The organism is Micromonospora sp. NPDC050417 (genome assembly GCF_044458865.1).
Lineage (GTDB): Bacteria > Actinomycetota > Actinomycetes > Mycobacteriales > Micromonosporaceae > Micromonospora_G.
Map to the genome: position 1 here is coordinate 130,983 of NZ_JBITIH010000008.1, position 26,381 is coordinate 157,363.

Sequence of the window (26,381 nt, forward strand, 5' to 3'; positions counted from 1 at the left end):
GAGTTGGAGATCGGCGCCTGCCTGCTCCGACCAGGGCTCACCGTATGCAGGGCGGGTCGGGGAGTCCAGTTCACCCCCCTCATGTGCCTGAACGGATGATCTTTATGTGCCCGTACGGCCCGCAGCCTGGCGACCCGCCATGATCTCCCGATAACCTGGCTCCGCCGCCGGCCACGCCCCGCTTTCCGCAGGGCAGCGCTGGTGCCCGAGCGAGGAGGACCGTGGCAGCCGACGACGAACTCTCCGCGTTCGCGTACACCGCCCGGCGGGTCAGGCGGCATCTGCGCTGGGCCCGTACCGAGGGGATCGGGCGGCTGATCGAGGAGGACCGACTCGATCCGGTCGACCGGATCGGCACCGCCCTGGCGAAGTGGCGCTGGCGGCGGCGGGCCGGTCGAGCGCCCGGCTCGGCGATGCCGGTCTACCTGGTCGGGCTGCAACGCTCTGGCACGAACATGCTGGTCCGGGGGCTGGACTCGGCGCCCGAGGTCGAGGTACGCAACGAGAACGACCGCACCCTGTTCCACCGCTTCCAGCTCCGGCCGGACGATGTACTCACCGCCACGGTGCTCCGCAGTCGACACGCGTACGTCCTGGTCAAACCGCTCTGCGAGAGTCACCGGGTGGACGAGTTACTGGCCCTGCCCGGGCTTGCTCCGGGGCGGGCGATCTGGGCCTACCGGGACGTCGACGACCGGGCCCGGTCGGAGGTCGCCAAGTTCGGCGACGCCAACCTGCGGGCGCTGCGCGCGATCGCCGACGGCAGCATCGGCGGGCGGTGGCAGGGGCAGCGGCTCGACGACGCGACGGTCGAGCTGATCCGCTCCCACTCCCCGCAGCGGTTGGATCCGCACAGCGGTGCCGCGCTCTTCTGGTACGTACGCAACTCGCTCTTCTTCCGGCTCGGCCTGGACCGACGCGACGACGTCCTGCTCTGCCGGTACGACACACTGGTCGCCGAACCGGCGGCGCAGATCCGCCGACTCTGCGACTTCCTCGACTTCCCCTACCACCCTCGGCTGCACGCGCACATCGCCCCACGCGAGTCGCACGGCGCCGGGCCGGCCGGGGCGGCCCGACCGGCGTTGCCGATCGACCCCGGGGTCCGGTCCCGCTGCGACGAGCTGGCCGACCGGCTCGCCCGCGTCGCGGCGGACGAACCCTCCGAGCAGAAGGCGGCCGACCGTGGCTGAACCCGAACCCGCACGCCCTACCGCACCGATCTTCCTCGTCGGGTGCCAGCGCTCGGGCACCACGATGCTGCGCCTGGTGCTCGACTCGCACTCCAGCATCAGTTGCGGTCCGGAGACCCGGTTCCTGCCCGACCTGCAACGGATCGTGGGCCGGGACTGGGAACGGTTGTCCCGGTTCGGCTTTCCTCGCGAGGACTGGCTGCGTCGTATCCGCGAGTTCTTCGGCGGCGTCCACGCCGACTACGCCGCCACCCGGGGCAAGACCCGCTGGGCGGACAAGACCCCGCTGTACGCGATGTCGCTCGACTTCGTCACCGAGGTCTTCCCGGACGCCCAGATCGTGCACCTGATCCGGGACGGGCGGGACGTGGTGGTCTCGCACCGCAAGCGGTTCGGCTACTGGTCGGCGGTGAAGTGCGTGGTGAAGTGGCCGCGCTACATCCGGACCGCGCGGGCGGTCGGCGCCACCCTGCCGGCGGACCGCTACTACGAGCTGCGTTACGAGCAGACCGTGACCGAACCGGAGAAGGCGATGCGGGGCTTGTTCGAGTTCCTCGGCGAGCCGTGGGAGGACGGCATCCTCGACTACGACAGCAAGCAGCACGACGTGGCCCAGAAGTACACCACCGAGGCGGAGAAGCGGCGGGCCGCCGGCGGGGCCAGCGAACCGATCTACGGCTCCCGGGTCGGCACCTACCGGCGCGAACTGGACCCGTTCCTCCGCCTGCTGGTCTGGATCTTCTCCGGGCGGACCCTGCGCGCCCTGGGATACCGGTGAGGGGCGGCCGGCGACTGCGGGTCGCCGCCACGGCCGTACTCGCCGCCGCGTTGCTGGTCACCGCCGGCTGCACCGCCGACGGCGACGATCCGCCGCCGGCCCCGCCGAGCGCCGGCACCCCGTCCGGTACGCCGGCAGCCGGCGACGTGGGACCGCGCGGGACGGTGGACCGGGTCGGCAACCCGTTCGGCGCGCACTGGGACTGGTCGCGCTACCAGCAGTTCGCCCCGTACCTGGCGAAGATCGGTGGTTCGGCGACGTACGAGGAGATCTCCTGGTGCGAGATCGAACCGAAGCAGGGGCAACTGGACTGGACGGCGCTGGACCAGATCGCCACCCGCAGCCGGGACCTCGGCATCACGCTGCACCTGAAGATCCGTACCGGGATGTGCTGGGCGACCGGCGGCACCCCGGAGTACACCCGGGGCACGGCGAACAAGACCGAGTCGGCGATGCCGGCCGACCTCGCCGCGTACCAGCGGTTCGTCGGCTCGGTGGTGCGCCGCTACGCCCCGTACGGCGTGCGCGAGTACGCGATCGAGAACGAGGTCAACGCGCCGAGTTACTGGGCCGGCAGTCCCGAGGAGTACGTACGGCTGGTCAAGGCCGCCGCCGAGACGATCCGCGCGACCGACCCGAAGGCCCTGGTGGTCGACTCCGGCATCAGCAGCGTCGCGTACGGCATGGGCGTGGCCGACCGGCTGCTCCAGGCCGGCCGGGTGCCGGACGCGATCGCCGCCTACCAGGCGTACTTCCAGCGGCGGATCGGCACCCGGGGGCAGCAGATCCCGGCGGTGACCGCCGAGGCACAGCTTCGCAAGGCGCTCGGCACCGACGTCAACAGCCGCAGCCTGCGTTTCCTCGCCGCGACCGAGTCCCTGTTGGCGGACCGGACCGTCGACGTCCGGCAGTTGCACTTCTACGAGCACTTCGACGGGGTGGCGCCGCTGCTGGACTACCTCAGGACGATGACCCCGACCGGGGTGCCGGTCCAGGCGTGGGAGGTCGGCCAGTTCTGGCGCGACGCCGACGGTGACCCGGCCAGCCGGGCCGCCGAGATGGTCAAGACCGTCACCCTGCTGGTCGCCGGTGGGATCGGCGAGATCAGTTGGCTGCCGTTGGCGTACAACCCGAACAACGCCGCCGGCAGCGAGGTCCGGTACGGGCTGCTCGACCCGAACGGCACCGAACGCGAGGCCGGACGGATGATGGCGAGCCTCGCCGAGGCGGCCCGGGATGCCACCGTCACCCCGTTGCCCGCCTCGGTCGCCGGCCGGCTGAACGGGGTGGCGTTCGTCCGGGGCGGGGCGAGCACACTGGTGCTCTGGTCGGCCTCAAAGACGCCAGTGACCGTACCGGCGGCACCGGGCGGGCTCAGCGGTGCGGTGGGCGCCCCACTGCGGTCCGACGGGGGTGCCGGCACCACGGTGACCGACACTCCGCTCCTGCTCCGCGCCGACCAGCCGGTGGACAAGATCCTCGCCAGCCTGCGCTGACCGCACCCCGCCGCTGCGGCTCGGGCGCTGCGGCTCTGCCGTCGCCGGCCCGGATTTCGTCGGTGCGCCGTGGCAGTATGCCGGGGTGCCGAAGACGCAGTACTACACCGCGACCAGCGTCGACGGGTTCATCGCGGATCCCGACAACTCCCTCGACTGGCTGTTCCAGGCTGACTCGCGCGGAGAGGACCGCTTCGCACCCTTCTTCGCCGGGGTGGGCGCGTTCGCCATGGGCTCCACCACGTACGAGTGGGTGCTCGAACACGAGCTGCTGCTCGACCAGCCGCAGAAGTGGCACGACTACTACGGCGACCGGCCGAGCTGGGTCTTCACCCACCGCGACCTGCCGGCGATTCCGGGCGCGAACATCACCTTCGTCAGCGGCGACGTACGCCCGGTGCACGCGGCGATGACGGAGGCTGCGGGCGGGAAGAACGTGTGGCTCGTCGGGGGTGGCGAACTGGTCGGCAGCTTCGCCGACCACGGACTGCTCGACGAGATCATCCTGGGCGTCGCGCCGGTGACCCTCGGCGCCGGAAAGCCGCTGCTGCCCCGCCGACTCCTCTCCGACCGGCTCCAACTCGTCGAGCTGGAACGAGTCGGCCACTTCGCCTACCTCACCTATTCGGTGACCGGGCCGGCGCGGCGCTAACCCGCGCTGGCGCGGCGGGTGGTGCTGCCTCGCGTGACTCGCCGCGCGAGCGTGGTCCTGCTCTGCGAATCCGACAGCTCATATAGTCCCGGGGTGGACAGGGACAAGGTCCGGCACGCGTATGCGTCCGTCGCGGGGCTCTACATCGAGTTGTTCGGTGCCAGCCACCAGGTGCACGACGACGACCTGGCCTTCATCGGGCGACACCTGGCGATCCGGTCCGGCGCGGTGCTCGATCTGGGGTGCGGGCCTGGGCATCTCACCGGTTACCTTCGCTCGCTGGGTGCCGACGCACGGGGAATCGACATGGTCCCCGAGTTCATCGCCCACGCGCGGGCGGCCCACCCGAGCGTTGAGTTCCAACTCGGGTCGATGGAGAACCTCGACGTCGCCGACCACTCCGTCGCCGGCATCCTGGCCTGGTACTCGTTGATCCATCAACCGCCGCAGAACCTGGACGGCGTGCTCACCACGTTCCGGCGAGCCATGGCCCCGTCCGGCACGTTGGTGCTGGGCCTCTTCGACGGCGACGAGGTCGCCGCCTTCGACCACAAGGTCATAACCGCCTATCGCTGGCCCATGGACGAGATCTCCAAGCGACTCACCCGAGCCGGATTCACAGAGGTCGAACGTCTGCGACGGCCCCGCGAAGGCGATCAGCGACCCCATGCCGCCATCGCGGCGATCGCAGTGGACGGGTGAGCGGGTCGCCGAGCCTCCGAACCCCGTCCGTCGAGACGGTGATCATGTGATCGGCGTGCATGATGTCGCGGCAGGTGTACGCCTCGGCACGGGCTACGGACGGTCAGCCTGCTGAAGGCGCCGTTTCGGTCATCGTGTGAGTGATCTCAACATTTCCCGAAGCCAGGCGATCTCGGTCCGACTGGTGGCGGTGGCGATGCGGAACAACCCTTGGCGGAAGGGATCGTCGGGGAAGTCGTCAGCACGTAGTGGGCGCTCGCCGTCCCAGAAGAAGCTCCCCGGTCGAGTGAGGAAACTGAGTCGGCGGTGCAGCACCGCCGCTTGGTCTGCTGGGTCTTCCAGGTGGCGGAGGAACGCCAGCAGCGTGAACCAGCGGTTCTCATCGGTGATGAACAGCTCTTCGGGTGTGTGGAGCTGACGCAGCAGCTCTGCGTGTCCGGCCGGGCTGAGGGTCAGCACGTGCCGGGGTGCCGCCATCTGACCGGCCTGCACGTCGCGACGCAGCAAGCCTGCACGTTCCATGCGTTTGATCGTGGGGTACAGCGTCCCGTCCGCGATCGGCCGGATGTGTCCAGTGAGTGCGGCCACGCGTTTGCGCAGCTCGTACCCGTGCAGCGGGGCGTCGGCCAGGAAGCCCAGTATCGCGAACTCCAACACCGTGCTAGCTTACCTCGGCAACGAGATACCTCGAACACGAGGTACCAATCAGGAGGTACGTGATGCGCGGCGCCCAGGTGCGACCAGATGGCACGACGATCCGCTGGGTGGAGTTCCCCGGCACCGAACCCACCCGGGTCTACCTGCACGGGCTCGGCGCCTCCTCGCCGGCCTACTACGCGGCGGTGGCCACCAACCCCGCTCTCGCCGGACGACGTGCCCTGCTGATGGATCTGCTCGGGCACGGCATCAGTGACCGGCCAGCCGACGCCTCGTACACGCTGGAGGAGCACGCTGACCTTCTCGCTACCGCATTGACAGCAGCCGGTGTCGGCGCCGCAGAGGTGATCGCGCACAGCATGGGTGGCGCCGTCGCCATCGTCCTGGCCGCCCGCCATCCGCACCTTGTTTCCGCACTGGTCCTTGTCGACGCCACCCTCGACCCGCAGCCTCCGGGCGTCGGCATCCCTGCCCGCTACACCGAGGAGCAGTTCGTACACGGCGGTGGCCGCTCCGACACGCTCACTCAAGTGGGCGCGACCTGGGCGGCGACGATGCGGCTCACTGGCCCGGAGGCGCTCTACCGCACCGCGGCACACCTCGGCCGCGGCACCACTCCCACCGTGCGGGAGCTCCTGCTCGAACTGCCCGTGCCGCGCACGTACCTTCACCCGTCCGGCAGCGAACCAATCGGTGCGCACGCCCTGACCGCCGCCGGAGTGCAGGTGGTCGCCGTGCCAGACGCCGGCCACAACATCATGCTGGACAACCCCGATGGCTTCGTCGCGGCCACAGCCGCGGCATTGCGGGGGTAGAACACCGACCCATCCGCAATTCGGCTACCGGTTTCGTGCCCTACGACCAGTTCAGGAGGTCGGCACCACGGACCCCGCTCGGCGACCCACCCAACCATCTGGTGAGCTCCCCGGCTGAGGCGGGTGCTGCCGAGGACGATGCCGATGTTCGTCATGCGTGGTCCGTTTCTGTCGATCTGACAGTTACCGTTGGTCCGAAACGTCGTGCTGCGCGGGTCCTTCCCCGGAACCAACCGGGATCTTCACCGTCGTGGCTGATGCCGATGTGGCGGGGTGCAGAGCCGCGTCGAGGCCGTTCAGCCGCAGCACGCTCGCGCCGCGCAGGTGCGCCAGGTCCGCACCGCCGTCGCCCTCGTACCGGAGAAATGTCACCTGTTCGGTCCATTCCAGGCGGGTTCCGTCGGTCTCGGCGTGGAGCCGGACGGTGACCAGCGAGGTCCACCGCAGTTCGCCGTCGACGGCGGCCTCGTAGCCGTAGACGATCCGGTGGGTGTCCACGATGTCGATGTACCGCGATCGGTACTCCAGCCGCTCGGGCGCCGTGTCCAGCCCGGCGAACATGCTGCGCGCCGTCTCACCACCGCCCACCCGGAAGTCATGCTCGTACGAGGCTCCGCTGCCGGGAAGTCGGAACCACCGCCGCCTGGTCGCGGTGTCGGCAAACGCCGCGAAGACCTCGCCCGGTGGTACGTCGAGGTGCCGCGAGATCGTGAAGGTTTCGTGCCGGGCCATGGCGTCCTCCCGCTGTCGCGGCCACCCAGCGGCTGGCCGCACGTCAGTTACGATCAGTAAGAAACGTACGGCGACCCGTTTTAGTCCGGCTCTCCCGTACGCACTTTGAAGTCAGCTACTGACGCGCGAGGAACGAAGGCCATGACAAGCTTCCTTGGTACCGAACTCGCACACCACACGATCGCGCCGGACTGCGTCCAGACGATCGAACTCGTCCGCGATGTGCTGGCACGGGTCGGTGACAAATGGACGTTGCTGACGATCACGGTCCTGGCGTCCGGCCCGCTGCGCTTCACCGCGCTGCACGAACAGGTCGCCGGCATCTCCCAGCGGATGCTCAGCCAGACTCTGCGCGCCCTCACCCGCGACGGGTTGGTCACCAGAACCGCGTACCCCGAGGTACCTCCGAGGGTTGAATATGCCCTGACGCCGCTCGGCCGCTCACTGCACGAAGCCGTGGACGGACTCGTGCACTGGGTCCGCGGCCACCAGAGCGACATCCTCCGCAACCGCGACGAGTTCGACCAGCCAGCCGCCGCGAATCCCGCCGCACCGACCCGCGCATAGCCGCGTCACATCGCTCGCGATCGCCGCATCGCGCCTTGTCGTCGAGCATTGCCTCGGCAATCAGGTGCGACTCGGGCCTCGGCCGAGCATCCGGGGTTCTCGGGAGGACGCCGACCGTCTCGCCGAGCCTCGCCGACCGATGCGGCGATGGCATCGACGCGGTCCCGTATGACACGCTTCCGGCGCGACGATCCAATGACCCCCGAGGGCGGGAGCGGAACGTGACCGGTGCGGCTCGACCATCAGACAGCGCCGCAGCGGGTCCGGCCCGCATACCGAGAGTCTCGATCGTCGTGCCGGTGCACAACGAGGAGGAGTCCATCGGCCCGTGTCTCGATGCGGTCCTCCGGCAGACAACACCGGCCGACGAGATCATCGTGGTGGACAACGCATCCACGGACGCGACCCGGGCCCGGCTGACCGCGTACGCCGATCGGATCGTGCTGCTGACCGAACCGCGACTGGGAGTGCTGCCTGCCCGCGACCGCGGTCTGATGGCGGCCACCGGTGACGTCATCGGCCGGATCGACGCGGACACCCGGCTGCCGCCGTACTGGGTCGAAGAGGTCCGCCGGCTCTTCGCGGACGACACCGTCGCGGCGGCGACCGGACCGGTGACCTACTACGACATTCGCCTCCCTGCGGCAATCAACACAGTGGACCTGACGCTGCGCCGGGCCTGGGCACTGCCGAGCCGGCAGCGGCTCGACTGGGTCTTCGGCGCGAACATGGCGATCCGGGCCCGGGCCTGGCACGCGGTCCGCGACGACCTCTGCGACGACCGCCGCTACCACGAGGACCTCGACCTCGGCATCCACCTGCACCGGGCCGGCCATCGTGTGGTCTTCGCCGCCGGGCTCCGGGCGAGTACCTCCGCACGCCGCTTCCGGGATCGCCCAGGCGACTTCTGGACGTACTTGAGGATGACCGATGCCTGCTACGCCAGCCACTCGGGGCGAGCCGGTAGCGCCCGCTACTGGCGGTCCTGGCTGACCACCCGGCTGATCATGCTCTGCTACCCGCCGTTCCGGGCCCTGCACCGGGCCCACCCGGCCTACATCACCGCCCCACCCCGGAAGAACCCGATGGCGGCCGAGCCGTCATCCCGACCGGGCTGACACATCCGCAGGTCCCCGCCGAGGAACGCGGCGCACCAGGCAGGACGCTGTCGTCGCGGACCGCCGGGCCGACGGCAACGATCATCTCGGGTAGCAACCGCTCCAGCCTCCAAGCGCCCACCCTGCCTATCCGGGTTTGAGCCTGGCGAGCAGTCCGTTCGGCTCTACCAGCCGTCTGCGGAAGCGACTAGCGTCCTGTCTATATCCGCACCCAGTTGAGCGTGCAGGAGGTCGCCATGTCGGTCGAACGCCGGGCGAGACCACCGCAGCTTCCGCCGAGGTGGTTCATTCGCTTGGCCTGGTCGGTGCACCGGGGTGTGTACCGAGTATTTGCTGGCCGAGTCGGACTGTGGCGGCCACGCGCCGATGCCTGGGGGACGCTACGGCTGACCACCACCGGGCGTCGCACCGGCCGGCAGCGCAGCGTCATCATCGCGTACCTGGAGGACGGCCCGAATCTGGTGTCGCTGGCAATGAACGGATGGGGCGAAGGTGAGCCCGCCTGGTGGCTCAACCTGCGGGCGCACCCTGATTCCACCGTCGATCTGGTCGACGGGCAGCGGTTGGTCCGCGGTCGCGCGGCAACCGGCGACGAACGGATGCGGCTGTGGGCCCGCTGGCGGGAAATCGACACCAAGCTGGACGCCTACGCGGCGCGGCGGCCGTCCGAGACTGCGGTGGTCGTCCTCGAGCCCAGACCCGGCACCTCGGACACCTCGCTCGGCGACTAACGCTCTACTTCCGGCAGGTCAGGGCGCCGAGAGGCTTGGCCGATCGGGGCAGGACTTGCCTTGAGCCGCCGCGACTGCGCTGGGCGTTCCTGGCTGTCGTACGGCCGGTACGCTCGCCGCTGTGACTGATGCGCCAGCGATCGCCAGCGGTGACACGGCTCCCAGTACAGCGCTGGTCGAACGTGTGCTGGCCGAGGCTGCTGAAGTACTGATCGTTGAGGCGTCCCCTGATGAGCTCGACCGGCCCGACGCGGCCCGGATTGTGGTGTCGGGCAAGGAGGTTGCAGAGCTGGCTCGCAGGCTCGCTGTCGTCGACGGCGACACCGGAGATCGTTGTCGGTGCATGGGATGGCCGACAATCCTCGTGTCGGATGCCGCCGGCCGCGAGATCGCGCGCTGGACGCTGCATCATCAAACCGCTATCAGAGGCGTCGGAAGTTGGGATGCGGACCTCCGTGATGGCCCTGGCCTGACCGACTGGCTGGCAGACCGAGGTCTGAGCGGATCGCGCGAGGTCCAGCAGTTGTTGGCTGGTCAAGCGGCTGAGGAAGAGGCACGTCGCGTCCAGTGGGTGAAGGCCGCGCCGCCGGCTCTCGCCGAGGCGGCCAAGGCCGCGTCGCGCCGAGAAACCGGCGCGGAGGAAAGGCTTGCCGATCTGGTAGCCCGGCGGTACCCCAACACCATCGAGCGCATCCGAACGCTGGTGGCGTGGGCTGGCTTTCCGCCTCGCCACACGACCACGATGGGTGGCACGCCGTGGTACGAGCTGGCGCCCGAGCGCATGCTGTTGACCGAGCCGACCGAGTCGATCTTCTGCGCGTTGACGTCGGCATCGTTGACTCTGAGCCAGCTCGACGGCGCCGCAGAGCTGTTTACGTCCCTTCAGTGGGCCGGTTCGCAGCGCGCCGACATTCCCGAACCGCTGAGGTCTGTGCTGATCGCACACGTGACGACGACCGGGACCGATCCGATGAAGATCCGGATGCGCCATGGATACGGCGCGGAGCGGACGAAATAACACCTGTCGGCCGGCTGCGAGGGCTATGCCCTAACCGACGAGCGCCGGGCATACTCAATTCGGAAGTCTCGCATCCTGAGCAACAGCGAAGAGGACTACGGTGCTCGGCGGCACGCCGCCTACCCATGCGCACAATCAGCGGCGACAGAAGCGCGAACATGATCTTGTCGGACGCGGCGCGCCCGATCAGGGTGCGCGGAACGTCTGACGCCAGGCAACACCGCAGCCACAGCCGCTGACACCTCTAGCCATACTGATTGATCCACACGATCAGGTTGCCACAACGAACTTTGTGCCCGGCGTCCGAGCGAGCGCGCCGCACCAATACGGCGTACGAGCGAAGCGCTGCTGCCGGAAGATACGCGGTCGCGCGACGCGCGCATGCCGGGCGTAACGATGCCCTGCGGCCTGCGCGCACCATCGGCGGCATGTACGCGTGATCTCGTGCGTCTGTGAGGGTGTATCCGGCAGTGGGTGCCACTGTCAGGGCGTTTGGTTCCCGGTTGCTGGGGGCGGCGGTTGGCCGCGTCCCACGGCGTTGACCCGTGCGCGGTCACCGTTGAAGTCCGGGTTGAGGCGGTCGGTCAGACAGGACCGGTGCGCGGCGAACGAGGCGCATCCCGGTCCCTCACTGCTGCGTACATCGACGGTGACGCCGTCGCCGCCAGGGCTGAGGGTTGTGGGCTGGCCGCAGCATCCGCGCGGCCAGCCAAACTCATCCAGGTCTGCGGCACGCAGCGTGAGGCGTATCCAGGCGGGCGGGTAGTACCGGCTGACCTCCTGAACGACCGCGTCGACCTGCTCGCCGACTGGCGGGTACTCCGCAGGCAGTGCCGCAGCCGGTGTATGCATACCGTAGCGGGTCAAATCCGGTCATTACCAGGGCTTGGTGGTCACGCCGTCCAGGTCGCGGATCGCGTTGCGGTTCTCGGTGGCCAGGATGGTGAGCATCCGCTCGGCCTCGTCGAGGCTGGCGTACTTGCCGACCGAGGCGGACTCGCTCACGAACGGCGACTCCAGCCAGAGCACTCCGTTCTCCCAGCGCATCTGCACGATGCCGGCTTCGTGCGTGGCGGCCAGCCACGAGTCCGTCCGGGTGGGCAGCCGCCGCACGACGGCGAGTACCTCGGGCAGACTCATCGGCCGTCCGGCGATCTGCTCTGGGCCGCTCGGCATGCACTGATAGGTGACCTCGATCAGCCCCGTCTCGTCGGGTAGCTCACCTTCGTTGTCCGCGCTGAAAAGCCCCAAGCCCTCGAAGCGGCCCGCCTCCCGGCCGTCGTCGCCGATCAGGCGGTGCCTCTCCCGCCGGATCGTCACCGTCCGTTCGCCGTCGTCGACCCGCACGCTCGTATCGTCGGGCAGCCAGGGCAGCTCGAGCGCGGCGAGCGCGCCCACCGACATCGGTGGGAAGACCATGTGCCGGTCAGGAACGAACTGAACCGCCACGGTACGGCCGGGCTCAGCGCTCACCGGGAAGGCGGCCATCCGGCCGTACCGCCGTTTTGCCCAGCGCAGCCGGACGTGAATGCGCTGGGCGGCGTCGCCATTCCAGTCCACCTCCAGGTCTTCGCCGCGCAGGGCGGCCACAACCTCCTCACCGACCTGCGCAGCGCCGATCTGCTTGTCGAAGGAGCCGTACGCCAGCCACAGGGTCCCGCCCTGAGCGGCCCGCTCGGCATCCTGCCCGTGATAGAAGACGAATCCGCGAGCCGGAGTCCCTATGCCGACATGGTCACCGATCTCGCTGTTCCCGCATGACTGACAACAGGCGAAATCCTCCCGGGCGACGATCCCAGCCAGGTCGAGCGCGCGGAACGCGTCCGTGAGCCGGTCGCTGTCGGTCCGCGCGGGCCACTCCGCCTGGACATCCAGGTGCGCAGCGAACTCGCGCGGCACGATCTCCCAGGCCAGCGCGTACAGGTCCGCGGGCTCGCCCTCACCGTGCAGGTACTCCGCCATACCGGACACGATCATCCCGCACGTCATGATGCCGCGGGCCACCTCACGGCGTGCGTACTGGGTCGCGGACTGCCGAAGGTCATCGGGTTGCATCGCGGCAAGATATCAACGTCTCCGCCGCTCAGTCAGGCCGCTCCGAAGCCTGACCATTGCCCGCGTCGCAGGACAGCCAGTGCTGCCAGCTGACTCTCTTGACGGCGCGCTGCGGATGCCGGGCAACGTGGAGGATGAACTGCGCCCGTAGCCGAACGAGCGGATCCTCAGCGTCCAGGAGTGCCTCGACCCTGCTGACGAAAGGCACGTCCAGGACGTGCCGGACCAGCCGCCCGTACATCCAGTCCTTACACCGATACGGTCGCTCGAGGGCTGAGACGATCAGGTCGCCGATCTGTCGCCGGACCTGCTCAGGCACACCACCGCGGTCCAACTCACGCAGGAGCACCTCCTTCGTTCCCCAGGGCGACCACATCCACGAGCCAGGCGCACTCCACTCCTGCGGGTAGTCCGCCTCCCACCGCAAATACAGCACCAGATATGGGGCATACAGCAGTCGAGCTACCGAGTCGGAGCGCTCCGACTCGAAGAACGCGCTGATCGGTCCGAGGATCGTCCGCTCCCGGTGCCAGCGGAATTCGGCCCTGGCCTGATCCATCTCGGCAGCCAGGTGCGGTTCGGTCGGCGCCGGGGTGCCAGCCTGCTCCCATACCCTGTTCGACCAGTGCAGTGCCTCCGAAGCCGCCGCGAGCAACGCCTGGTGCCGGGTCAGCGCGCGGTGACGTAGGACATTGTCAGATGCGGTGAGGTCGAACACCCACGACTGGTTCCCCGGCGGCTTTGCGAGCACCTCGGCAGCCTGCCACCCCTGGCCTTCTCACGCGACTCTATTCAGTGCTGCCCAACGTCAAAGGCTCCTCATCGAGGCAGATCAATCCCTTACGCCGACCGTCGAGGTCCGATATTGGCTGGCTGGTCAGGCTGGCGGATCATCTCGAAAAAGATGCTCTTTCAAACCTCGGCCGCCCCAGCGGGTCGCAACGAGTTCGGGACGAGGGCGGGTCGGCTCGGGCACCCAGCGGTGTTGTCTAGTGTCGGGCGCAGGGCTGTCCCAGTCGGCAATCAGCGCAAAAGGATCCGTGGCGCGTTCAGGCTCATCGTCACACGCCTCCCGGACAACCATCGCTGGGTAAAAGCGCGTCTCCTGGGCCACCCTGCAGTCATCCGTCCGGGAGGCGACCAAGGCGCCACAGCCTTCGCAAGCCACACAGGGGTTCCACCCCACCAGGGACCAGCAGCCCGTGCGCACAAGCTCATGGACGAAACGTGTCCCGCGTACGTCGCCGGGTGAGAGAACGAAGGTACCGAGGACCTGATCACGGCCATACGCGGCCTCGTCGATGGCGTAGGTGCCGGGGACGAGGAGCGGCGGGTTCACGTGATGGCAATCCAGGAGCGACCAATGCGGCCCCGGCGGCAGCTCCACCAACCGGACCGGGACGCTCAGCGTGTTCCCGCAGCTCGCACACCGAAAGCCCTCCACTGCGGCATTATGACATTCGGGCTAGGCGAAGGCATCCGAGAATATGCGGGAGCAGGCGTTCGCGTGACGGACCATCTCCAAGTGCTCACCCTCGTAAATGCACTCATCTCGACATTATGCAGGTAATCCTTGTCAAGCTGATCATGATGCGTGTCGGTCAACGCGGGTGAGGAGCCGGTCGAACAGGTCGGCGCGGTGTTCCTGCCCGTGTTCGGCGGCGTGGTCGCGTTGGCGTTGCAGGACGGGCCGGAACTCGATGCTGGTCTGGAAGTAGGTGCAGGCCTCGCAGATCGTTTCGAAAGCGCAGTCCAGTTCGGGTGGGCGGGTGCAGTAGCCGTTGCCGAGCAGGCGGTGATGCTCGCGTCGCAGGCGGGCCATCTTCGGTCCGATGGTGTCGGCGGGCAGTGGTTTGCCTTGCTGGTAAAGGGATTCCACTTTTTCGGTGACGGCGAAGTATTCGTCGGCGACGGTGCGGTTGGCGATTTTGGCGTAGCGCAGGGTCATGTCGAGGCTGCGGTGTCCGAGTAGGGCGGCGATGGCTTCGAGGGTCATGCCTCGGTTGATCGCCTGGGTGGCCAGGGTGTGACGTAGTTGGTGCGGGTGGATGTGTGTCAAACCGGCGGCGGCGCTGGCTTTGTTGATCAGCCGGGTGACGGTGTGGCGATCCAGCGGTCGGCCGTTCTCCCTGGGCAGTAGCAGTGGGTGGTCGGCGTTGACGTGGGCGGTGCGGTAGTCGGCGATGAGGGTGACCAGGTGGGGGTGCAGGGGCAGGTAGCGGTCCTCGTGGAGTTTGCCGACGGGCACGTGTAGCCAGTGCGCGGCGCCGATGAGCACGACTGCGTCGGCCCGTAGGGCGGTGAACTCCCCGACGCGTAGTCCGGTGCGTAGCAACACTTCCACGACGACGCGGACCAGCATGCGTGGTTGGGTTTGGGCGCAGCGCAGCAGTTTGGCCGCGGCCGCGTCGTCGAGAGCTTTCGGTAGGGGGTGGTCTTGGCGGGGCAGGTCGGCGGGGATGATCGGCACCCGTGCGGGTGCGTCGGGCCAGTCCCACTCCTGAAGGCGGACGAAGAACATCCGTAGCGTGCCGAGCCGGTGAGCGAGCGTCCCCGGGGATACCCGTGCCGTGTCGCGGCCTGGTCGGTCCGCGAGCCAGCGGCGGAAGTCTTCCAGGTGGCGGCGGTGGATGCCGGCGATGGTGCGCACGTCGGGCGCTTGTTCGACGAGGAACGCGGCCAGTGACCGCAGGGCCAGGTCGGCATTGCCGACGCTGCCGGGGCGCAGGATGCAGCCGATCTGGTCGAGGTAGCGGCGCATGGTGGCGACCACGTCCGGAACGGCTGCGGCCAGGTGGTCCCAGCTGGGCAGGCGTAGCGGGCTACTCACTGCCGGCCTCCGTCCACCGGCTGGAGGCTGTGACCGGACGCTGGTTTGCCGGGAAGCAGCTGCGCGTCGATGGCCTCGGCGGCGCGTCGGTACTGGGACGCCAGCCAGTCGTCGGCCAGATGCAGGTAGACGCGGGTCGACTCGATCGAGGCGTGACCGGCCTGGGCCTGCACCGCTTCCAAGGCCATGCCGGCCTCGCGGAGTCGGGTCAGGCAGGTGTGCCGCAGTTGGTGGCAGGTCGCCCGCGCAAGCCCGGCCCGCTCGCGGGCGGAGTCGAGGATCTGGTCCAGGCCCGACGCCGACAGCGGCATCCCGCGACGCGGTCCCTTCAACACCACGAACACGCGGTCGGTGTCGGCACCGGCAGGGCGTTCGGCCTCCAGATACGCCGCCAGCGAGGTGAAGAACCGGCCCGAGACCGGGATTATCCGCTGATGGCCGCCCTTGCCCTCAGCGATGAACAACCGCCGCGTGGCGACCCGCAGGTCCTCCAACCGCAGGCCGAGGACCTCGCAGCGGCGCAGCCCGCCCAACAGCATCGCCTCGACCATCGCCCGGTCCCGGTGCGTGCGCAGCGCCGCCAGCAGCGCGTCGACCTGCGCGGGCTCAAGAATCCTGGGCAGCGTCCGTGGAGTGCGTACCAGCGGCACGCCCTGACGCGGACGCTGCCGTTCCCGCCGCGTCGGCAGCCCACGCGGCACCGGGTTGGCCGCCACATCACCGCGCGCCTGCAGGAACGCGTACAGCCCCGACACGCTCGACAACCGGCGACGCACCGTGCGCGCCGACAACCCCGCCAAGCCATCGACAACGCCCTGCAACCGGCCAACAGGCCGACCCGTGTGCTGCGCGGTGACGAACGCCAACACGTCCGCCGCGACCACCTCCACCGGCGGCTTACCGACCACCATGAAGAACACCTTCAGGTCGTACGCGACCGCCGCCACCGTGTTCGGCCGTGACCGCACGGACAAAAACTCCAGATAGGCGTCCAGCAACGGCACACCGAACCGGACGACGAGATCACCAGCCACGGTCCGCGACCGCCGCAACCCAAGATCCAACCAGACAGACATACAGGAACCTCTCCGTCAGACCCACCGGCGGATACCGACACTGAGTCAACGAGGATTACCTGCATATCAAGCAAATCCGCTTGTTGGGCCGATACGTTCCGGAGGCCATGTAGGCGGCGAGGATGTAGTTGGGGTGGCGGTCGAGGTTCTTGCGGGCGCGGTCGTAGCGCATGACACGCGGATCGCGGAATGGATGCACGGACGTTCCTGACGAATCTATGCCGTCCGAGGACTACTGGGGTGCGGCTACCAGTGGGAACTCGCGAAACGTGGCGCTCAACCCTCTTGCGCACCAATCCCTCCGCGTCCACCAGTTACGAGGTGGTGCGACCGGCATCCGGGGCCTGCTCTCGCCCGTTTGCTACGGGAGGGCGACCCGTCGTGGTGGCGGACTGCACCAGTCGACTCGCAAAGGTGCCACGGTCGCCGGCGACTCAGTCGAGACAGAACTCGTTGCCTTCGATGTCCTGCATCACGAGGCACGACTCGTTCTCGTCATCCGCAGTCAGGAGTCGCACACGTACGGCGCCGAGCGGGAGCAGTCGTGCGCATTCGGCCTCAAGTGCGGCCAGGCGCTCTTCACCCACGAGACCGGTGCCGACCCGCACGTCGAGATGCAGCCGATTCTTGACGACCTTGCCTTCGGGAACGCGCTGGAAGAACAGTCGCGGCCCCACGCCTGAGGGGTCAAGGCATACGAACGCTGAACCCTGCCGCTCGGGCGGCAGGGTGCGATCGAAATCGTCCCAGGTGGCATACCCCTCCGGCGGCGGAGGTACGACGTATCCCAGCACCTCGCACCAGAAACGGGCGACGCGCTCAGGTTCTGCGCAGTCGAAGGTGACTTGGAACTGCTTGACCGACGCCATCGGTCCACCATAGAGGCGGGGTCCATCGTCGTCCCGACCGGCCCGCTCCTGGCTGAGTTGTGGCGTCCGGTGTCAGGGGGCCGCCGGCGGTGGGTGGGGCAGCGGGTGGGCGCCTTCTGGGCGTAGGCCGTCGAAGATGATGGCGAGGTATCGCCGCCAGAGGTCCGGTGAGGCATCCTGCACGTAGCTGATGACGTAGTTCGGCGCGCACATCAGCAGGATGATGTCCGCGCCGGTGACGTCGGCCCGCACGGCGCCGTGCTCACGAGCCCGATCGACCAGCCTGTGCACGGTGTGGAACATCTCGGCGCGAACCCTGGTGACATCTGCGGACAGTTCGCCGGCCTCATGCAGGAAGGACAGGTCGCGTTGCTGTCGCTGCTGGGCGGCGACGGTGAGGAACTCCAGCAACGCGGCGCCCGGATCCGCCGTTTCGAGCAGCCTTTCACCGACCGTGTTGAGCGCCTCGATCCGGTCGAGGACGATCGCGGCGATCAGGTCGTCCTTCGTCGCGAAGTGGCGGAACACGGTGCCCTTCCCGACACCGGCCCGGCGGGCAATGTCGGCGACCGAAGCGTCCAGACCCCGCTCCGCGAACTCGTCCGTTGCCGCCGCCAGCAACAGCCGCCGGTTGCGGGCGGCGTCGGCACGCAGCGGACGGGTCGAGGTCATGTCACCACCCTAGCAAGTTGACCGCCCGGTCCGCTTATTGCTACCTTGCCACTCGAACATGACCACGTGGTCCGTTTCCGGAGGTGGCACATGAAGGCAGTTGTCGTAACCGGCTACGGACCACCCGAGGAGTACACGGTGGCCGATGTGCCGGTGCCCCTGCCCGGTCCGGGACAAATCCAGGTCCGGATCGCCGCCGCCTCGATCAACCCGGCGGACGTCCGGCTGCCGAGCGGCGATTTCCGCGACGTCGTACCGCTGGAGTTTCCGCACGTGCCCGGCAACGACTTCGTCGGCACGGTCAGCGAGCTCGGCGCCGACGTGACGGCCTACCAGGTGGGTGACGAGATCTTCGGCCAGGCCGTGCCACGGGCGCTGCGCGCGATGGCTGGTGCGACCCGGCCGTCACTGAGCACAGGCTCACTGGCCGAATACGCGGTCTTCGAGGCCAACACCCCGTTCCTGGCGCACCGCCCGGTCGGCCTCGACATCGAACAGGCAGCCGCCCTGCCCACCATCGGCCTGACCGCACGAGCACTGATGGCCACCGCCAAGGTGCAGCCCGGCGAAACCGTCCTGGTGGTGGGTGCTACCGGCGGCGTGGGCACCGCTGTGGTCCCACTGCTCGCCAGGGCAGGAGCCCGGGTGATCGCCACCGCGACCGCCGCCGATGCCGACATCCTGCGAGCTCTCGGCGCCGAGGAAACCATCGGGTACGCGGAATCCGAGTACCCCTCCGACGTCGACCTCGCGCTCAACCTGACCCTGCCGAGCGATCACCTCACCCCAGTGGCAACCACCATCCGCCCAGGCGGACGCCTTTTCACGATCACTTACCCCGTACCGCAGCAGGAGTGGATCGGGCGCGACGACGTCGGCCTGTATTTCGTGCTGGACATGGACGGCACCTTCGGCGGCATGCGTGAGGTCGGCGAGCTGGCGGCCAGTGGCGCGCTGACCGCCACCATCGGCCGCCGCTACACCCTCGACGAGGGCGCTCAAGCGTGCGCCGACTTCGTCCGCCTGCACACGACCGGCAAGCTGGTCGTCACGATGTGACACACACTGCCCATCGGAATTTCGCGGTGAGGCAACCCCGGCATGAAACTGCGGCTAGAAGCTCATGAGCGTGAGGAAGTCGGCGGCGTCGGGGAACGGGGCGTTTTCGGCGAACTCGCCTATGTAGACGACAGCCTCCTCGTCCTGGGCGTAGGAGAAGGCGTCCAGTGCCGGGCCGACCACGAGGATGTGGCGGCCACGTCGCCAGGCGGCGTACCGCCACGAGTACCGACCGATGGACAGGTGCTCACCATCGGTCCGGACATCACACTCCGGTGGACCGAGCCGTTCGGCGAACCGGTCGACGACAGCGTTGACGTGCTCCCCGAACTCCTCGCGACCGGCCCCCCGCTCGCTCGACCAGCCGGGCAACGACCCCCAGAAGTCGTCCGGCGACAGCTCCCCGCCCACAAGGTAGGAGTGGGCGAACGGCATGTAGAGGATCGTCATCCTCCGGCGACCCTAGCCGTCACCCCACCGGCGACCGGTTCAGCCGTCGCTCCCCCACGCTTCGGTCCAGCCGAGCAGTTCGGCGAGGCGGGCGTTGTGCGGCGCGAAGTACGCCGCCAGGCGGTCCCGCAGCTCCGGGGTGAGCTGCGACGGCCCACTGTCAACCCGGCGGGTGTGCCGGGCGAACGCCTCCGGAGTGAACGCCGGCAGGTCGAGGAAACGCAGGATCTCCGCGTACGTGCCCGCCGGGTCGCGGCTCAGGTCCTCGTTGCGGGCCACGTGGATCCGCTCCCGGGGGATCTGCGCGAACCAGCGTTCCAACTGCTCGGCGTAACGGCCACGGGCCACGTACGAGTGGTTGCGCAACGCCCGGTGGGCGGCCCGGCTGTCCGGCCCGTCGCGTAACGCCCGGTCCAGCCGCTCCTCCTCCGCGTCGAGCGCGTCCGCGAAGGAGAGCGGCTCGGCGCCGTACGAGCGGGTGTGCAGGTAGTGCGAGTAGGCCCGCTGCACCGGGTCGCGCAACAGCGCCACGAACCGGGCCTCGGGCAGGGTCGCCGCCACCCGCGCCGGCACGCTCGGGTGGAACAGGTAGTAGGGGCTCGCCTCGAAGGTGCGCTCGCCCGGGGCGAGGCGCGGGAAGTGGCCCCGGTACCAGCGCGTACCCCGACCGTGGTGCAGGCTGAAGAACTGCAACTCCTTGCCGGTCGCCACCCGTACCCCCGGGTGTGCGGCGAGGTAGTGGTAGAGCGACGTGGTGCCGCAACGCTGCCCACCGATGACCAGGAAATCGGGGAGCGGACCGGCCGGTCCCGGGCGGCTCGCCCGTCCCCACGCCCGCGCGGCCCGGACGCCCCGGCGCAACTGGTCGGTGACCAGCCTTCGACCGAGGCCGCTCATGAGCCGACCCCGGCCCCGGTGTGGTCGGTCGCCACGCCCCGGCCCGCACCCACGCCCGAGGCGTCGCCCCTCGCCACACCCCCGGCGGAACGCCGGCCACCCCGGCGGGTCACCGACCGCAACACCATCACGTCCTCCCGACTGAGTCCGAGGGCGAGCACCGCGCCCAGGTAGACCACCACGATCGTGGCCAGACCGAGCACGAGCTGCGCCCCCCAGCCCGGCACCAGCGACCGCACGCCGAATCCGGCGGCCAACGCGAGCAGCGCCGCACCGAGCCCCTTCACCATGCCGACGGTGACCGGCACCGCCCGCACCTGCACCCGTACCTGCCAGACCCGGGCCACGTTCACCACCGCGAGGGAGACCGCCCAGGCGACCGCCGCGCCGAGGATCCCGTGCGCCGGGATGAGCCAGAGGTTGAGCAGGATGTTGAGCACCAGCGCGGCAAGATTGTCGAACATGTTGACCGAAACCCGGCCGGACATGTTCAGCAGCGTTCCGCACGGCCCGGTCGCCGCGTTGACCAACTGCCCGAGCGCCAGCACGATCGTCACCGCCGCACCACCGGCCAGGCCGGGTCCACCGATCAGGCGCAGTAGCTGTTCCGGGAAGACCAGCAGCGCCACGAACGCCGGCAGCGAGAGTCGTACGACCCAGCCGGTCGCGACCGCGTAGATCCGGCGTACCTCGTCCCACCGCTCCTGGTGGTAGAGGTGTGCCAGGTACGGGCCGAACGACGCGTTGATCGGCGCCAGCACGAAGACCGCGACCGTGACCAGCCGGGTCGCCACGTGATAGACGCCAATCTTGTCGGCCCCGTAGTCGAAGAAGCCGAGCAGCAGCGCGTCGACCCAGATCAGACCGGTGGAGGAGATCGAGGAAACCCAGCTCACCGTGGAGAAGCGGAACAGTTCGCCGGGCCGGTACGCGGGCCGCGCCGCCGGCACCCGGCCCAGCATCCGGGCGAGCGCGACGAGGGCGAGCCCGGCCGCGCTCCAGCTCGCCAGCACCAGTGCCCAGAACGCACCGGTGAGGCCGGCACCGACGAGCAGCGCCAACGCGGTGAGCAGCAACCGGGTGACCGGCTCGTACACCTGCCCGATCAGGGCGTACGCCCGCTGCCGGCGCCAGCCCCGGGTGGCGGCGAGCGCCGCCTCGCAGACGGTGGCCGCGGGCAGGGCCAGCGCGACCAGCCGCAGCCCACCGGTGAGCTGCGGGTCGTGCAGGGCCCTGGCCAGCCACGGTGCGCCGACGGCCAGCCCGACCGCGATCACGGTGGACGCCGCCGCCGAGATGACCAGACCGAGCCGGATCGTCCCACGGATCGCCGCCGGGTCGTCGTCAGCGAGGTGCACCGCCACGAACCGGGTCAACCCGGCCCGGAACCCGGAGAGCGAGAGGAGTCCGAGCAGCGACAGCACCGCGTAGACCTGGGCGTACCGGCCGACCTCACGGACACCGAGCACCCGGGCCAGCAGCAGCATGACCAGGAAGAGCGCGGCCTGACTCAACACCGCGCTGGCCAGGTTCAGCACACCGCCGCGGGCCATTCCGCGTACCTGTTGGTCACCGGTCTCCGATGTGGCCGGTGGCCGGTCGCCGGGCTCGCCGTTCACCCTGCGGCCCGGAGCCGGGTGGTCACTGCCGGGCCGCGGGCACGGTCCCGGCCGGGCCCGCCACCGCCTCGACCGACGGCGCGGCGACCGACGACGCACCGGTCGGCGCCGCGAACTCCGGTTCCGCGATCGCGGCCGGTGTCGCGACAGCCGCCGGTACGGTGACCGGCGGGGCCGACGGACGAATGGCGGCACGACCGCGCGCGAACAGTTCGAGCACCCCCACCAACAGCACTCCCAGCAGGAGCCCGGCACCGGCCACCGGCAGCGCGGTCCGGACCAGCTCCGACAGCCGGCTCACCGCGCGCACCGCCCCGATGCTCGTCACCTGGGCCGGATCGGCCGCCTGGGTCTGCGCCCGCGCGGCCTGCAACCCCTCCCGCGCCTGGGCGAGCGCGCTGGTCGCCGCGTCCCGCCGGGCGAGCAGGGCCTGGTAGTCGGGGAGCTTCGGTCCCAGTTCGTCGAGCTTCTTCTGGGCGGCGGCGATCGCTGCCGCCGCCGCGTCGGCACCCCGGCCGTTGCCGACCGCCTGCATGGAGAGCTGCTGCTGCCGCAGGCTGGTCAACTCGCTCAGCGTCGCCTGGTAGATCCGGTCCGGTTGGGAGACCTTGTTCGTCTTCTCCCACTCCCCGATCGCCTTGGTCGCCGCGGTGACGTCGGCGTTCGCCGCCTCGACCTCCCCGGTGGCGATGCCCACCTGGGAGGAGAAGAGGAACGCCAACGCCCGGGTGGTGGTCGCGGTCAGCACCGGTGCGACCGTCGCCCGCTTGGTCGCGGTGTACGTCACCTCCAGTTGGCTGCTCGCACCGACCTGGGTGACGGCGAGCCCGTCGCGCAGCCGCTCCGGCGCCACCCCGGTGTCACCGGCCACGTCAGCCACGACCCGTGGCGAGGTGACGGCCGCGCCGAAGGCCGCGACGAACTGGTTCGCCGCCTGGGTACCGGAGTACTGGGTGCCGGCCGTGCCGCCGACCAACGCCGGGGCCGCCACGTACGCGGTGCCGCTGTACTGCTGCGGCGCGAGCAGCACGATGCCGGCCGCGGCACCGGTGGCGAGCACCGGCACCCCCACGAGTACCCAGAGCCGCCGCCGGGCGACCCGCAGGTAGTCGACGATCTCCACGCTTGTTTCCCCAATGCTGTCGTTCACTCAAACCGGGACAGTGGTGCTTCGTGGTGGCTCGCCGACCGGGTTCGGCGCCGGCCGTCGGGCGATCGCACTGGCCGCCGCGGCGAAGGCGACGAAGTACCAGAGCGTCACCACGTTGGATATGACGTTGGAAGCGGCGCTGACCGCCACGAACGCGGTGGCGCAGCCGGCGAAGCCGACCGCGACGCCCCGCTCGAAGCTGGCCGGGGGAGCCCGACGCAGCGCGGTCCGCGCGGTGTAGAGGAAGGCGACCAGCATCGCGAGGTACGCGCCGAGACCGAGCAGTCCGGTTTCCACGTACGCCCGCAGGAAGTCGTTGTGCGGCTTCTTCGCCTCGTCGGTCTCGCGCTGGGTCATGTTCGGCCCGATCCCGGTGACCGGGTTGCGGTTGGCCAGGGTGACGATCTCGGTCCAGTAGCCGAGCCGCCAGGCGAGGGTGTTGCCGGTCGGGTCGCCGCCGACGGAACGGGAGTTGGCGAGTTGGGCGAAGCGCTCACCGACCGCAGGGACCAGCGCCACCCCCGCGACCGCAACGAGACAGAGCGTGACCAGCATCCGCTTGCTGCGGTGCAACACCGCGACCACGACCAGGCCGATCGCCGCACCGAGCAGGGCGCTACGGGTGTTGGTGAGCAGGAGGAAGACCAGGGAGAGGACGAGCATGAGGCCGAGCACCACCCGCAGTCGTCGTCCCAGGAACCGGTAGACCGCAAACCCGAAAATCACCATGAACATCAGGTAGCGACCGAAGGTGGTCGACTGGCTGAACGTACCGCTGATCCGGGTGAAGTCGCCCTTCACCTCGGCCGGCGGGTCTCCGAGCAGCGACAGGACCACCGTGTAACCGAGCGCCAGCACCAGCGAGGCGTAGCAGGCGAGCAGGACCCGACGGATGCCGGCGGTGTCCGGGATGAGCTGTTCCAGCACCACGAACATCACCACCACGGTGAGGATCCGCAGCGCCTCCAAGAGGCTGTTCGACGGCTTGGCCGCACCGAACGCGCTGATCAGGCTGGTCGCGCCGACCAGGAGCATCGCCCAACTCAGGGGCGAGCCGCGCAGCCGCCCGTGACGCCGCAACTGGGCGGCGAGCCAGAGCCCGGCGGCGAGCAGGAAGAGCACCGCGAGCAGGGTGGACGGGTCGGCCGCCCGTGCGGTGTCGGCCGACCCGGCCTGGCCGGCGCTGGGTCCGGTGAGCTTGAACAGGTCGACGCAGGAGCGGACCGCGAGCATCAGCAGCACGTATCCGGCGAACCGGGTCAGCGCCAGGACCGCCACCGCGATACCCGCGACCGCGGCGAGCGGCAGCACCACGCCCTTACGGTCCCCGGCCGCCATCGCCAACCCGGCGACCACCGCCACGACCGTGGCGACGAGTGCCGCGCCACCGGCGAGGAGGCGGGTGCCGGCGGAGTCGCCGAGCGCGGCGAGTCCCCCGGTGGGGGCCCTGCCCCCGGCCGGAGTGCCGCCCGTGGGCGGTACCGCGCCGACCAACTGCTGCGTGTGTTGTTCCACTGGTCCCACTGAAGCCGAATCGACGCTGCCCCGGCCGCTGCCGGGCGCGGCCAACCGATGTCCTCCCGGCACGAAGATCGGTTCAATCTAGCCCTGCTCGCCTGGGCGACAGAAGGGGCCGTTGTGCCGACCGGGTCATCCTCCCCCCGGACCAGCCGGGGCGTCCACCGGGGTCGGCGCCACCTCGGGGGGTCAGCCGGTGACGGCGGCGCGGGCGAGCCGTGCCCTGGCGCGTCGCCCCAGGGCCGGGACCAGGTCGAGGTAGAGCCGTTCCAGTTCCCGGGCGGCGGTGTCCCAGCTGTACATCCCGGTCACCCGGTCATGCAGCATCTCGGCACCGGCCCGCTCGACCACCGGATCGGCGAGCAACATGCCCAGGGCCCGTACCAGATCTTCTTCGTCGCCGTCACGGAACAGACGTCGTCCCGGTGCATCCGACTCCAGCACCTCGACGTGCGGCGCGATGTCGCTCGCCACCACCGGCAGCCCGTACGCAGCGGCCTCCAGCAGGGTCAACGGCAGCCCTTCCAACCGGGAGGGCTGCACGAACCCGGCGGCGTTCGCGTACAGCTCGGCGAGCAGGTCGCCGTAGGCGAACCCGGTGAAGACGATCCGCTCGTCCCCCTCGGCCTCACGGCGCAGCCGGGCCACGAAGTCGTCGGTGAACGACGATCCGCCGACGATCGCCAGGCGCATCCGGGTGTCGGTCCGGCGGAACGCACGAATCAGCAGGTCGGCGGCCTTCTCCGGGACCAGGCGGCCGACCAGCAGCAGGTAGCCGCCGGGGGCCAGCCCGAACCGGGCCTCGATCTGCCGGGCCGGCAGCGGCTTGGCCGGGTTCACACCGTTCGGGATGTAGCTCGTCGGCCGACCGAACCGGGTCTCGTAGTGGGCGGCGAGCCCTCGTGACACGGCGACCCGGTGGTGCGGGACGTACCCGCTGAGCCAGTGGGCGCTGCCGAGCACCGCCCGCGCGCCGAGACCCCACTTGTCCCGCTGGTTGTCCAGCCCGTGCACGGTCAGCACCACCCGGGAACGGGATAGCCAGCGGGGCAACGGTGCGACCAGACCCGGCCCGAGCCCGTGGTAGTGCACGATGTCGGGCCGTTCGGTCATCGCCGCCGCGGTCGAGGTGGCGGCGTGCACGATGGCGTCGAGGTGCTTGCTCGCGACCGTACGGACCTGACGCAGGCGTACGCCCCGGTACTGGTCCAGCGGCATGCTGCCGTAACTCTGCCGACAGTAGACGGTCACCTCGTGGCCGAAGTTCGCCAGGCGACTGGCCAGCTCCTCCACGTGCCGCTCGATCCCACCGTAGGTGGCCGGCATGCCCTTCTGACCGATCATCGCGATCCGGAGCGGTCGCCAGTCGGCGGCCGGTCCGGCGGGCTGCGCGGGAATGACCCGCCGGACCGGAGCACCGGGGCCGTATTGGCCGGGAATGGCGGCATTTCCAGCATCGTGGTCTAATTCCTCGGCCTGTAGGTCGGGATGGACCACGACGACTCCCTGCGTGACTAGATACGTGCCCTCTGTCCGGGCAGATCAACACCCTGCCACGAACGAGCCGATCAGCCCGCTGAACATCTGTTGGAAAAGATCACCTATGGCATTCGTCACTCGTCGAAATGCCATCCGGGTGTCGCCGAGGCGACCACGGTGGCCGGCGGTCGAACGGTGTACGAACAAATTCCTACAGGTGAAGATGGCCAACCACGCAGGCCGATGCC

The 26,381-nt window shown here is 69.5% G+C and carries 25 protein-coding genes; 11 read left to right on the forward strand and 14 right to left on the reverse strand.

The features are described 5' to 3' along the window. The first annotated feature begins 221 nt into the window (after positions 1-221). The 5 genes from ACIBF5_RS12870 (at position 222) to ACIBF5_RS12890 (ending at position 4,821) form a co-directional block, all read left to right on the forward strand. Positions 222-1,193, forward strand: a complete 972-nt coding sequence (locus ACIBF5_RS12870; protein ID WP_396811062.1) for a hypothetical protein — start codon at positions 222-224, stop codon at positions 1,191-1,193. Beyond that, the gene (locus ACIBF5_RS12875; RefSeq protein ID WP_396811064.1) at positions 1,186-1,971 is read left to right on the forward strand and encodes a sulfotransferase family protein; all 786 of its coding nucleotides are present in this window, start codon (positions 1,186-1,188) and stop codon (positions 1,969-1,971) included. Before ACIBF5_RS12870 ends, ACIBF5_RS12875 begins: the two co-directional genes overlap by 8 nt. Further along, entirely contained in the window at positions 1,968-3,467 is a 1,500-nt protein-coding gene (locus ACIBF5_RS12880; protein ID WP_396811066.1) for a hypothetical protein, read from the forward strand. The genes ACIBF5_RS12875 and ACIBF5_RS12880 overlap by 4 nt, the downstream gene beginning before the upstream one ends. Before the next feature lie 85 nt (positions 3,468-3,552). Beyond that, positions 3,553-4,119, forward strand: coding sequence for a dihydrofolate reductase family protein (locus tag ACIBF5_RS12885; RefSeq protein WP_396811068.1), 567 nt, complete (start codon positions 3,553-3,555; stop codon positions 4,117-4,119). 93 nt (positions 4,120-4,212) lie between these two features. Next, positions 4,213-4,821, forward strand: coding sequence for a class I SAM-dependent methyltransferase (locus ACIBF5_RS12890; protein ID WP_396811069.1), 609 nt, complete (start codon positions 4,213-4,215; stop codon positions 4,819-4,821). 129 nt (positions 4,822-4,950) lie between these two features. On the opposite strand, the gene ACIBF5_RS12895 is transcribed toward ACIBF5_RS12890, so the two are convergent. Then, entirely contained in the window at positions 4,951-5,478 is a 528-nt protein-coding gene (locus tag ACIBF5_RS12895) for a PadR family transcriptional regulator (RefSeq protein WP_396811071.1), read from the reverse strand. Positions 5,479-5,540: 62 nt separating this feature from the next. Here ACIBF5_RS12895 and ACIBF5_RS12900 point away from each other — a divergent pair, with 62 nt between their 5' ends. Continuing rightward, the gene (locus tag ACIBF5_RS12900) at positions 5,541-6,293 is read left to right on the forward strand and encodes an alpha/beta fold hydrolase (RefSeq protein WP_396811074.1); all 753 of its coding nucleotides are present in this window, start codon (positions 5,541-5,543) and stop codon (positions 6,291-6,293) included. Between the two features lie 183 nt (positions 6,294-6,476). On the opposite strand, the gene ACIBF5_RS12905 is transcribed toward ACIBF5_RS12900, so the two are convergent. Further along, positions 6,477-7,025: an SRPBCC domain-containing protein gene (locus ACIBF5_RS12905; RefSeq protein WP_396811076.1), complete on the reverse strand. Its 549-nt coding sequence runs from the start codon at positions 7,023-7,025 to the stop codon at positions 6,477-6,479. A 141-nt stretch (positions 7,026-7,166) separates the two neighbouring features. Between ACIBF5_RS12905 and ACIBF5_RS12910 the strand changes: the two genes are divergently transcribed. The 4 genes from ACIBF5_RS12910 to ACIBF5_RS12925 all read left to right on the forward strand — a co-directional run bounded on the left by ACIBF5_RS12910 (position 7,167) and on the right by ACIBF5_RS12925 (position 10,459). After that, positions 7,167-7,592 (forward strand): winged helix-turn-helix transcriptional regulator, encoded by a 426-nt coding sequence (locus tag ACIBF5_RS12910; protein WP_396811078.1) that lies wholly within the window; start codon positions 7,167-7,169, stop codon positions 7,590-7,592. 221 nt (positions 7,593-7,813) lie between these two features. Next, positions 7,814-8,710, forward strand: coding sequence for a glycosyltransferase (locus tag ACIBF5_RS12915; protein WP_396811080.1), 897 nt, complete (start codon positions 7,814-7,816; stop codon positions 8,708-8,710). A 236-nt stretch (positions 8,711-8,946) separates the two neighbouring features. Further along, positions 8,947-9,441: a nitroreductase/quinone reductase family protein gene (locus tag ACIBF5_RS12920; protein ID WP_396811082.1), complete on the forward strand. Its 495-nt coding sequence runs from the start codon at positions 8,947-8,949 to the stop codon at positions 9,439-9,441. A gap of 121 nt (positions 9,442-9,562) precedes the next feature. Next, the gene (locus tag ACIBF5_RS12925; RefSeq protein ID WP_396811083.1) at positions 9,563-10,459 is read left to right on the forward strand and encodes a hypothetical protein; all 897 of its coding nucleotides are present in this window, start codon (positions 9,563-9,565) and stop codon (positions 10,457-10,459) included. A gap of 876 nt (positions 10,460-11,335) precedes the next feature. Here the strand turns inward: ACIBF5_RS12925 and ACIBF5_RS12930 are convergent. The 6 genes from ACIBF5_RS12930 to ACIBF5_RS12955 form a co-directional block, all read right to left on the reverse strand. Further along, on the reverse strand, positions 11,336-12,514 hold the full coding sequence (locus tag ACIBF5_RS12930; RefSeq protein WP_396811085.1) for a DUF6891 domain-containing protein: 1,179 nt from the start codon (positions 12,512-12,514) through the stop codon (positions 11,336-11,338). Between the two features lie 28 nt (positions 12,515-12,542). Beyond that, complete coding sequence (locus ACIBF5_RS12935; protein ID WP_396811087.1) at positions 12,543-13,265, reverse strand: hypothetical protein; 723 nt, start codon at positions 13,263-13,265, stop codon at positions 12,543-12,545. Between the two features lie 834 nt (positions 13,266-14,099). Beyond that, complete coding sequence (locus ACIBF5_RS12940; RefSeq protein ID WP_396811089.1) at positions 14,100-15,344, reverse strand: tyrosine-type recombinase/integrase; 1,245 nt, start codon at positions 15,342-15,344, stop codon at positions 14,100-14,102. Beyond that, positions 15,341-16,420 carry a tyrosine-type recombinase/integrase gene (locus tag ACIBF5_RS12945; RefSeq protein WP_396811091.1) on the reverse strand — a complete coding sequence of 360 codons (1,080 nt, stop codon included), beginning with the start codon at positions 16,418-16,420 and terminating at the stop codon, positions 15,341-15,343. The genes ACIBF5_RS12940 and ACIBF5_RS12945 overlap by 4 nt, the downstream gene beginning before the upstream one ends. A 434-nt stretch (positions 16,421-16,854) precedes the next feature. Further along, positions 16,855-17,289 carry a VOC family protein gene (locus ACIBF5_RS12950; RefSeq protein ID WP_396811092.1) on the reverse strand — a complete coding sequence of 145 codons (435 nt, stop codon included), beginning with the start codon at positions 17,287-17,289 and terminating at the stop codon, positions 16,855-16,857. Between the two features lie 72 nt (positions 17,290-17,361). Then, on the reverse strand, positions 17,362-17,961 hold the full coding sequence (locus tag ACIBF5_RS12955) for a TetR/AcrR family transcriptional regulator (protein WP_396811094.1): 600 nt from the start codon (positions 17,959-17,961) through the stop codon (positions 17,362-17,364). A gap of 90 nt (positions 17,962-18,051) precedes the next feature. Here ACIBF5_RS12955 and ACIBF5_RS12960 point away from each other — a divergent pair, with 90 nt between their 5' ends. Further along, on the forward strand, positions 18,052-19,020 hold the full coding sequence (locus ACIBF5_RS12960) for an NADP-dependent oxidoreductase (RefSeq protein ID WP_396811095.1): 969 nt from the start codon (positions 18,052-18,054) through the stop codon (positions 19,018-19,020). A gap of 54 nt (positions 19,021-19,074) precedes the next feature. Here ACIBF5_RS12960 and ACIBF5_RS12965 read toward each other — a convergent pair whose 3' ends face one another. The 6 genes from ACIBF5_RS12965 to ACIBF5_RS12990 form a co-directional block, all read right to left on the reverse strand. Beyond that, positions 19,075-19,470: a hypothetical protein gene (locus ACIBF5_RS12965; protein ID WP_396811097.1), complete on the reverse strand. Its 396-nt coding sequence runs from the start codon at positions 19,468-19,470 to the stop codon at positions 19,075-19,077. Between the two features lie 39 nt (positions 19,471-19,509). Then, a complete protein-coding gene (locus ACIBF5_RS12970; RefSeq protein ID WP_396811099.1) occupies positions 19,510-20,367 on the reverse strand; it encodes a sulfotransferase family protein in 858 nt (285 codons plus the stop codon). After that, on the reverse strand, positions 20,364-21,986 hold the full coding sequence (locus ACIBF5_RS12975; protein ID WP_396811101.1) for a flippase: 1,623 nt from the start codon (positions 21,984-21,986) through the stop codon (positions 20,364-20,366). The genes ACIBF5_RS12970 and ACIBF5_RS12975 overlap by 4 nt, the downstream gene beginning before the upstream one ends. 22 nt (positions 21,987-22,008) lie before the next feature. Next, the gene (locus ACIBF5_RS12980; protein ID WP_396811103.1) at positions 22,009-23,109 is read right to left on the reverse strand and encodes a Wzz/FepE/Etk N-terminal domain-containing protein; all 1,101 of its coding nucleotides are present in this window, start codon (positions 23,107-23,109) and stop codon (positions 22,009-22,011) included. Positions 23,110-23,136: 27 nt separating this feature from the next. Continuing rightward, positions 23,137-24,651, reverse strand: a complete 1,515-nt coding sequence (locus ACIBF5_RS12985; RefSeq protein ID WP_396811105.1) for an O-antigen ligase family protein — start codon at positions 24,649-24,651, stop codon at positions 23,137-23,139. A 192-nt stretch (positions 24,652-24,843) separates the two neighbouring features. Then, a complete protein-coding gene (locus ACIBF5_RS12990; RefSeq protein ID WP_396811107.1) occupies positions 24,844-26,151 on the reverse strand; it encodes a glycosyltransferase family 4 protein in 1,308 nt (435 codons plus the stop codon). Between the last annotated feature and the right edge of the window lie 230 nt (positions 26,152-26,381).

Excerpts from the sequence above, each read along its gene's own strand:
- ACIBF5_RS12900 (WP_396811074.1), top strand. The coding sequence starts at position 5,541 with ATGCGCGGCGCCCAGGTGCGACCAGATGGCACGACGATCCGCTGGGTG.
- ACIBF5_RS12905 (WP_396811076.1), bottom strand. The coding sequence starts at position 7,025 with ATGGCCCGGCACGAAACCTTCACGATCTCGCGGCACCTCGACGTACCA.
- ACIBF5_RS12910 (WP_396811078.1), top strand. The coding sequence starts at position 7,167 with ATGACAAGCTTCCTTGGTACCGAACTCGCACACCACACGATCGCGCCG.
- ACIBF5_RS12920 (WP_396811082.1), top strand. The coding sequence starts at position 8,947 with ATGTCGGTCGAACGCCGGGCGAGACCACCGCAGCTTCCGCCGAGGTGG.
- ACIBF5_RS12930 (WP_396811085.1), bottom strand. The coding sequence starts at position 12,514 with ATGCAACCCGATGACCTTCGGCAGTCCGCGACCCAGTACGCACGCCGT.
- ACIBF5_RS12945 (WP_396811091.1), bottom strand. The coding sequence starts at position 16,420 with ATGTCTGTCTGGTTGGATCTTGGGTTGCGGCGGTCGCGGACCGTGGCT.
- ACIBF5_RS12950 (WP_396811092.1), bottom strand. The coding sequence starts at position 17,289 with ATGGCGTCGGTCAAGCAGTTCCAAGTCACCTTCGACTGCGCAGAACCT.
- ACIBF5_RS12955 (WP_396811094.1), bottom strand. The coding sequence starts at position 17,961 with ATGACCTCGACCCGTCCGCTGCGTGCCGACGCCGCCCGCAACCGGCGG.
- ACIBF5_RS12960 (WP_396811095.1), top strand. The coding sequence starts at position 18,052 with ATGAAGGCAGTTGTCGTAACCGGCTACGGACCACCCGAGGAGTACACG.
- ACIBF5_RS12965 (WP_396811097.1), bottom strand. The coding sequence starts at position 19,470 with ATGACGATCCTCTACATGCCGTTCGCCCACTCCTACCTTGTGGGCGGG.
- ACIBF5_RS12970 (WP_396811099.1), bottom strand. The coding sequence starts at position 20,367 with ATGAGCGGCCTCGGTCGAAGGCTGGTCACCGACCAGTTGCGCCGGGGC.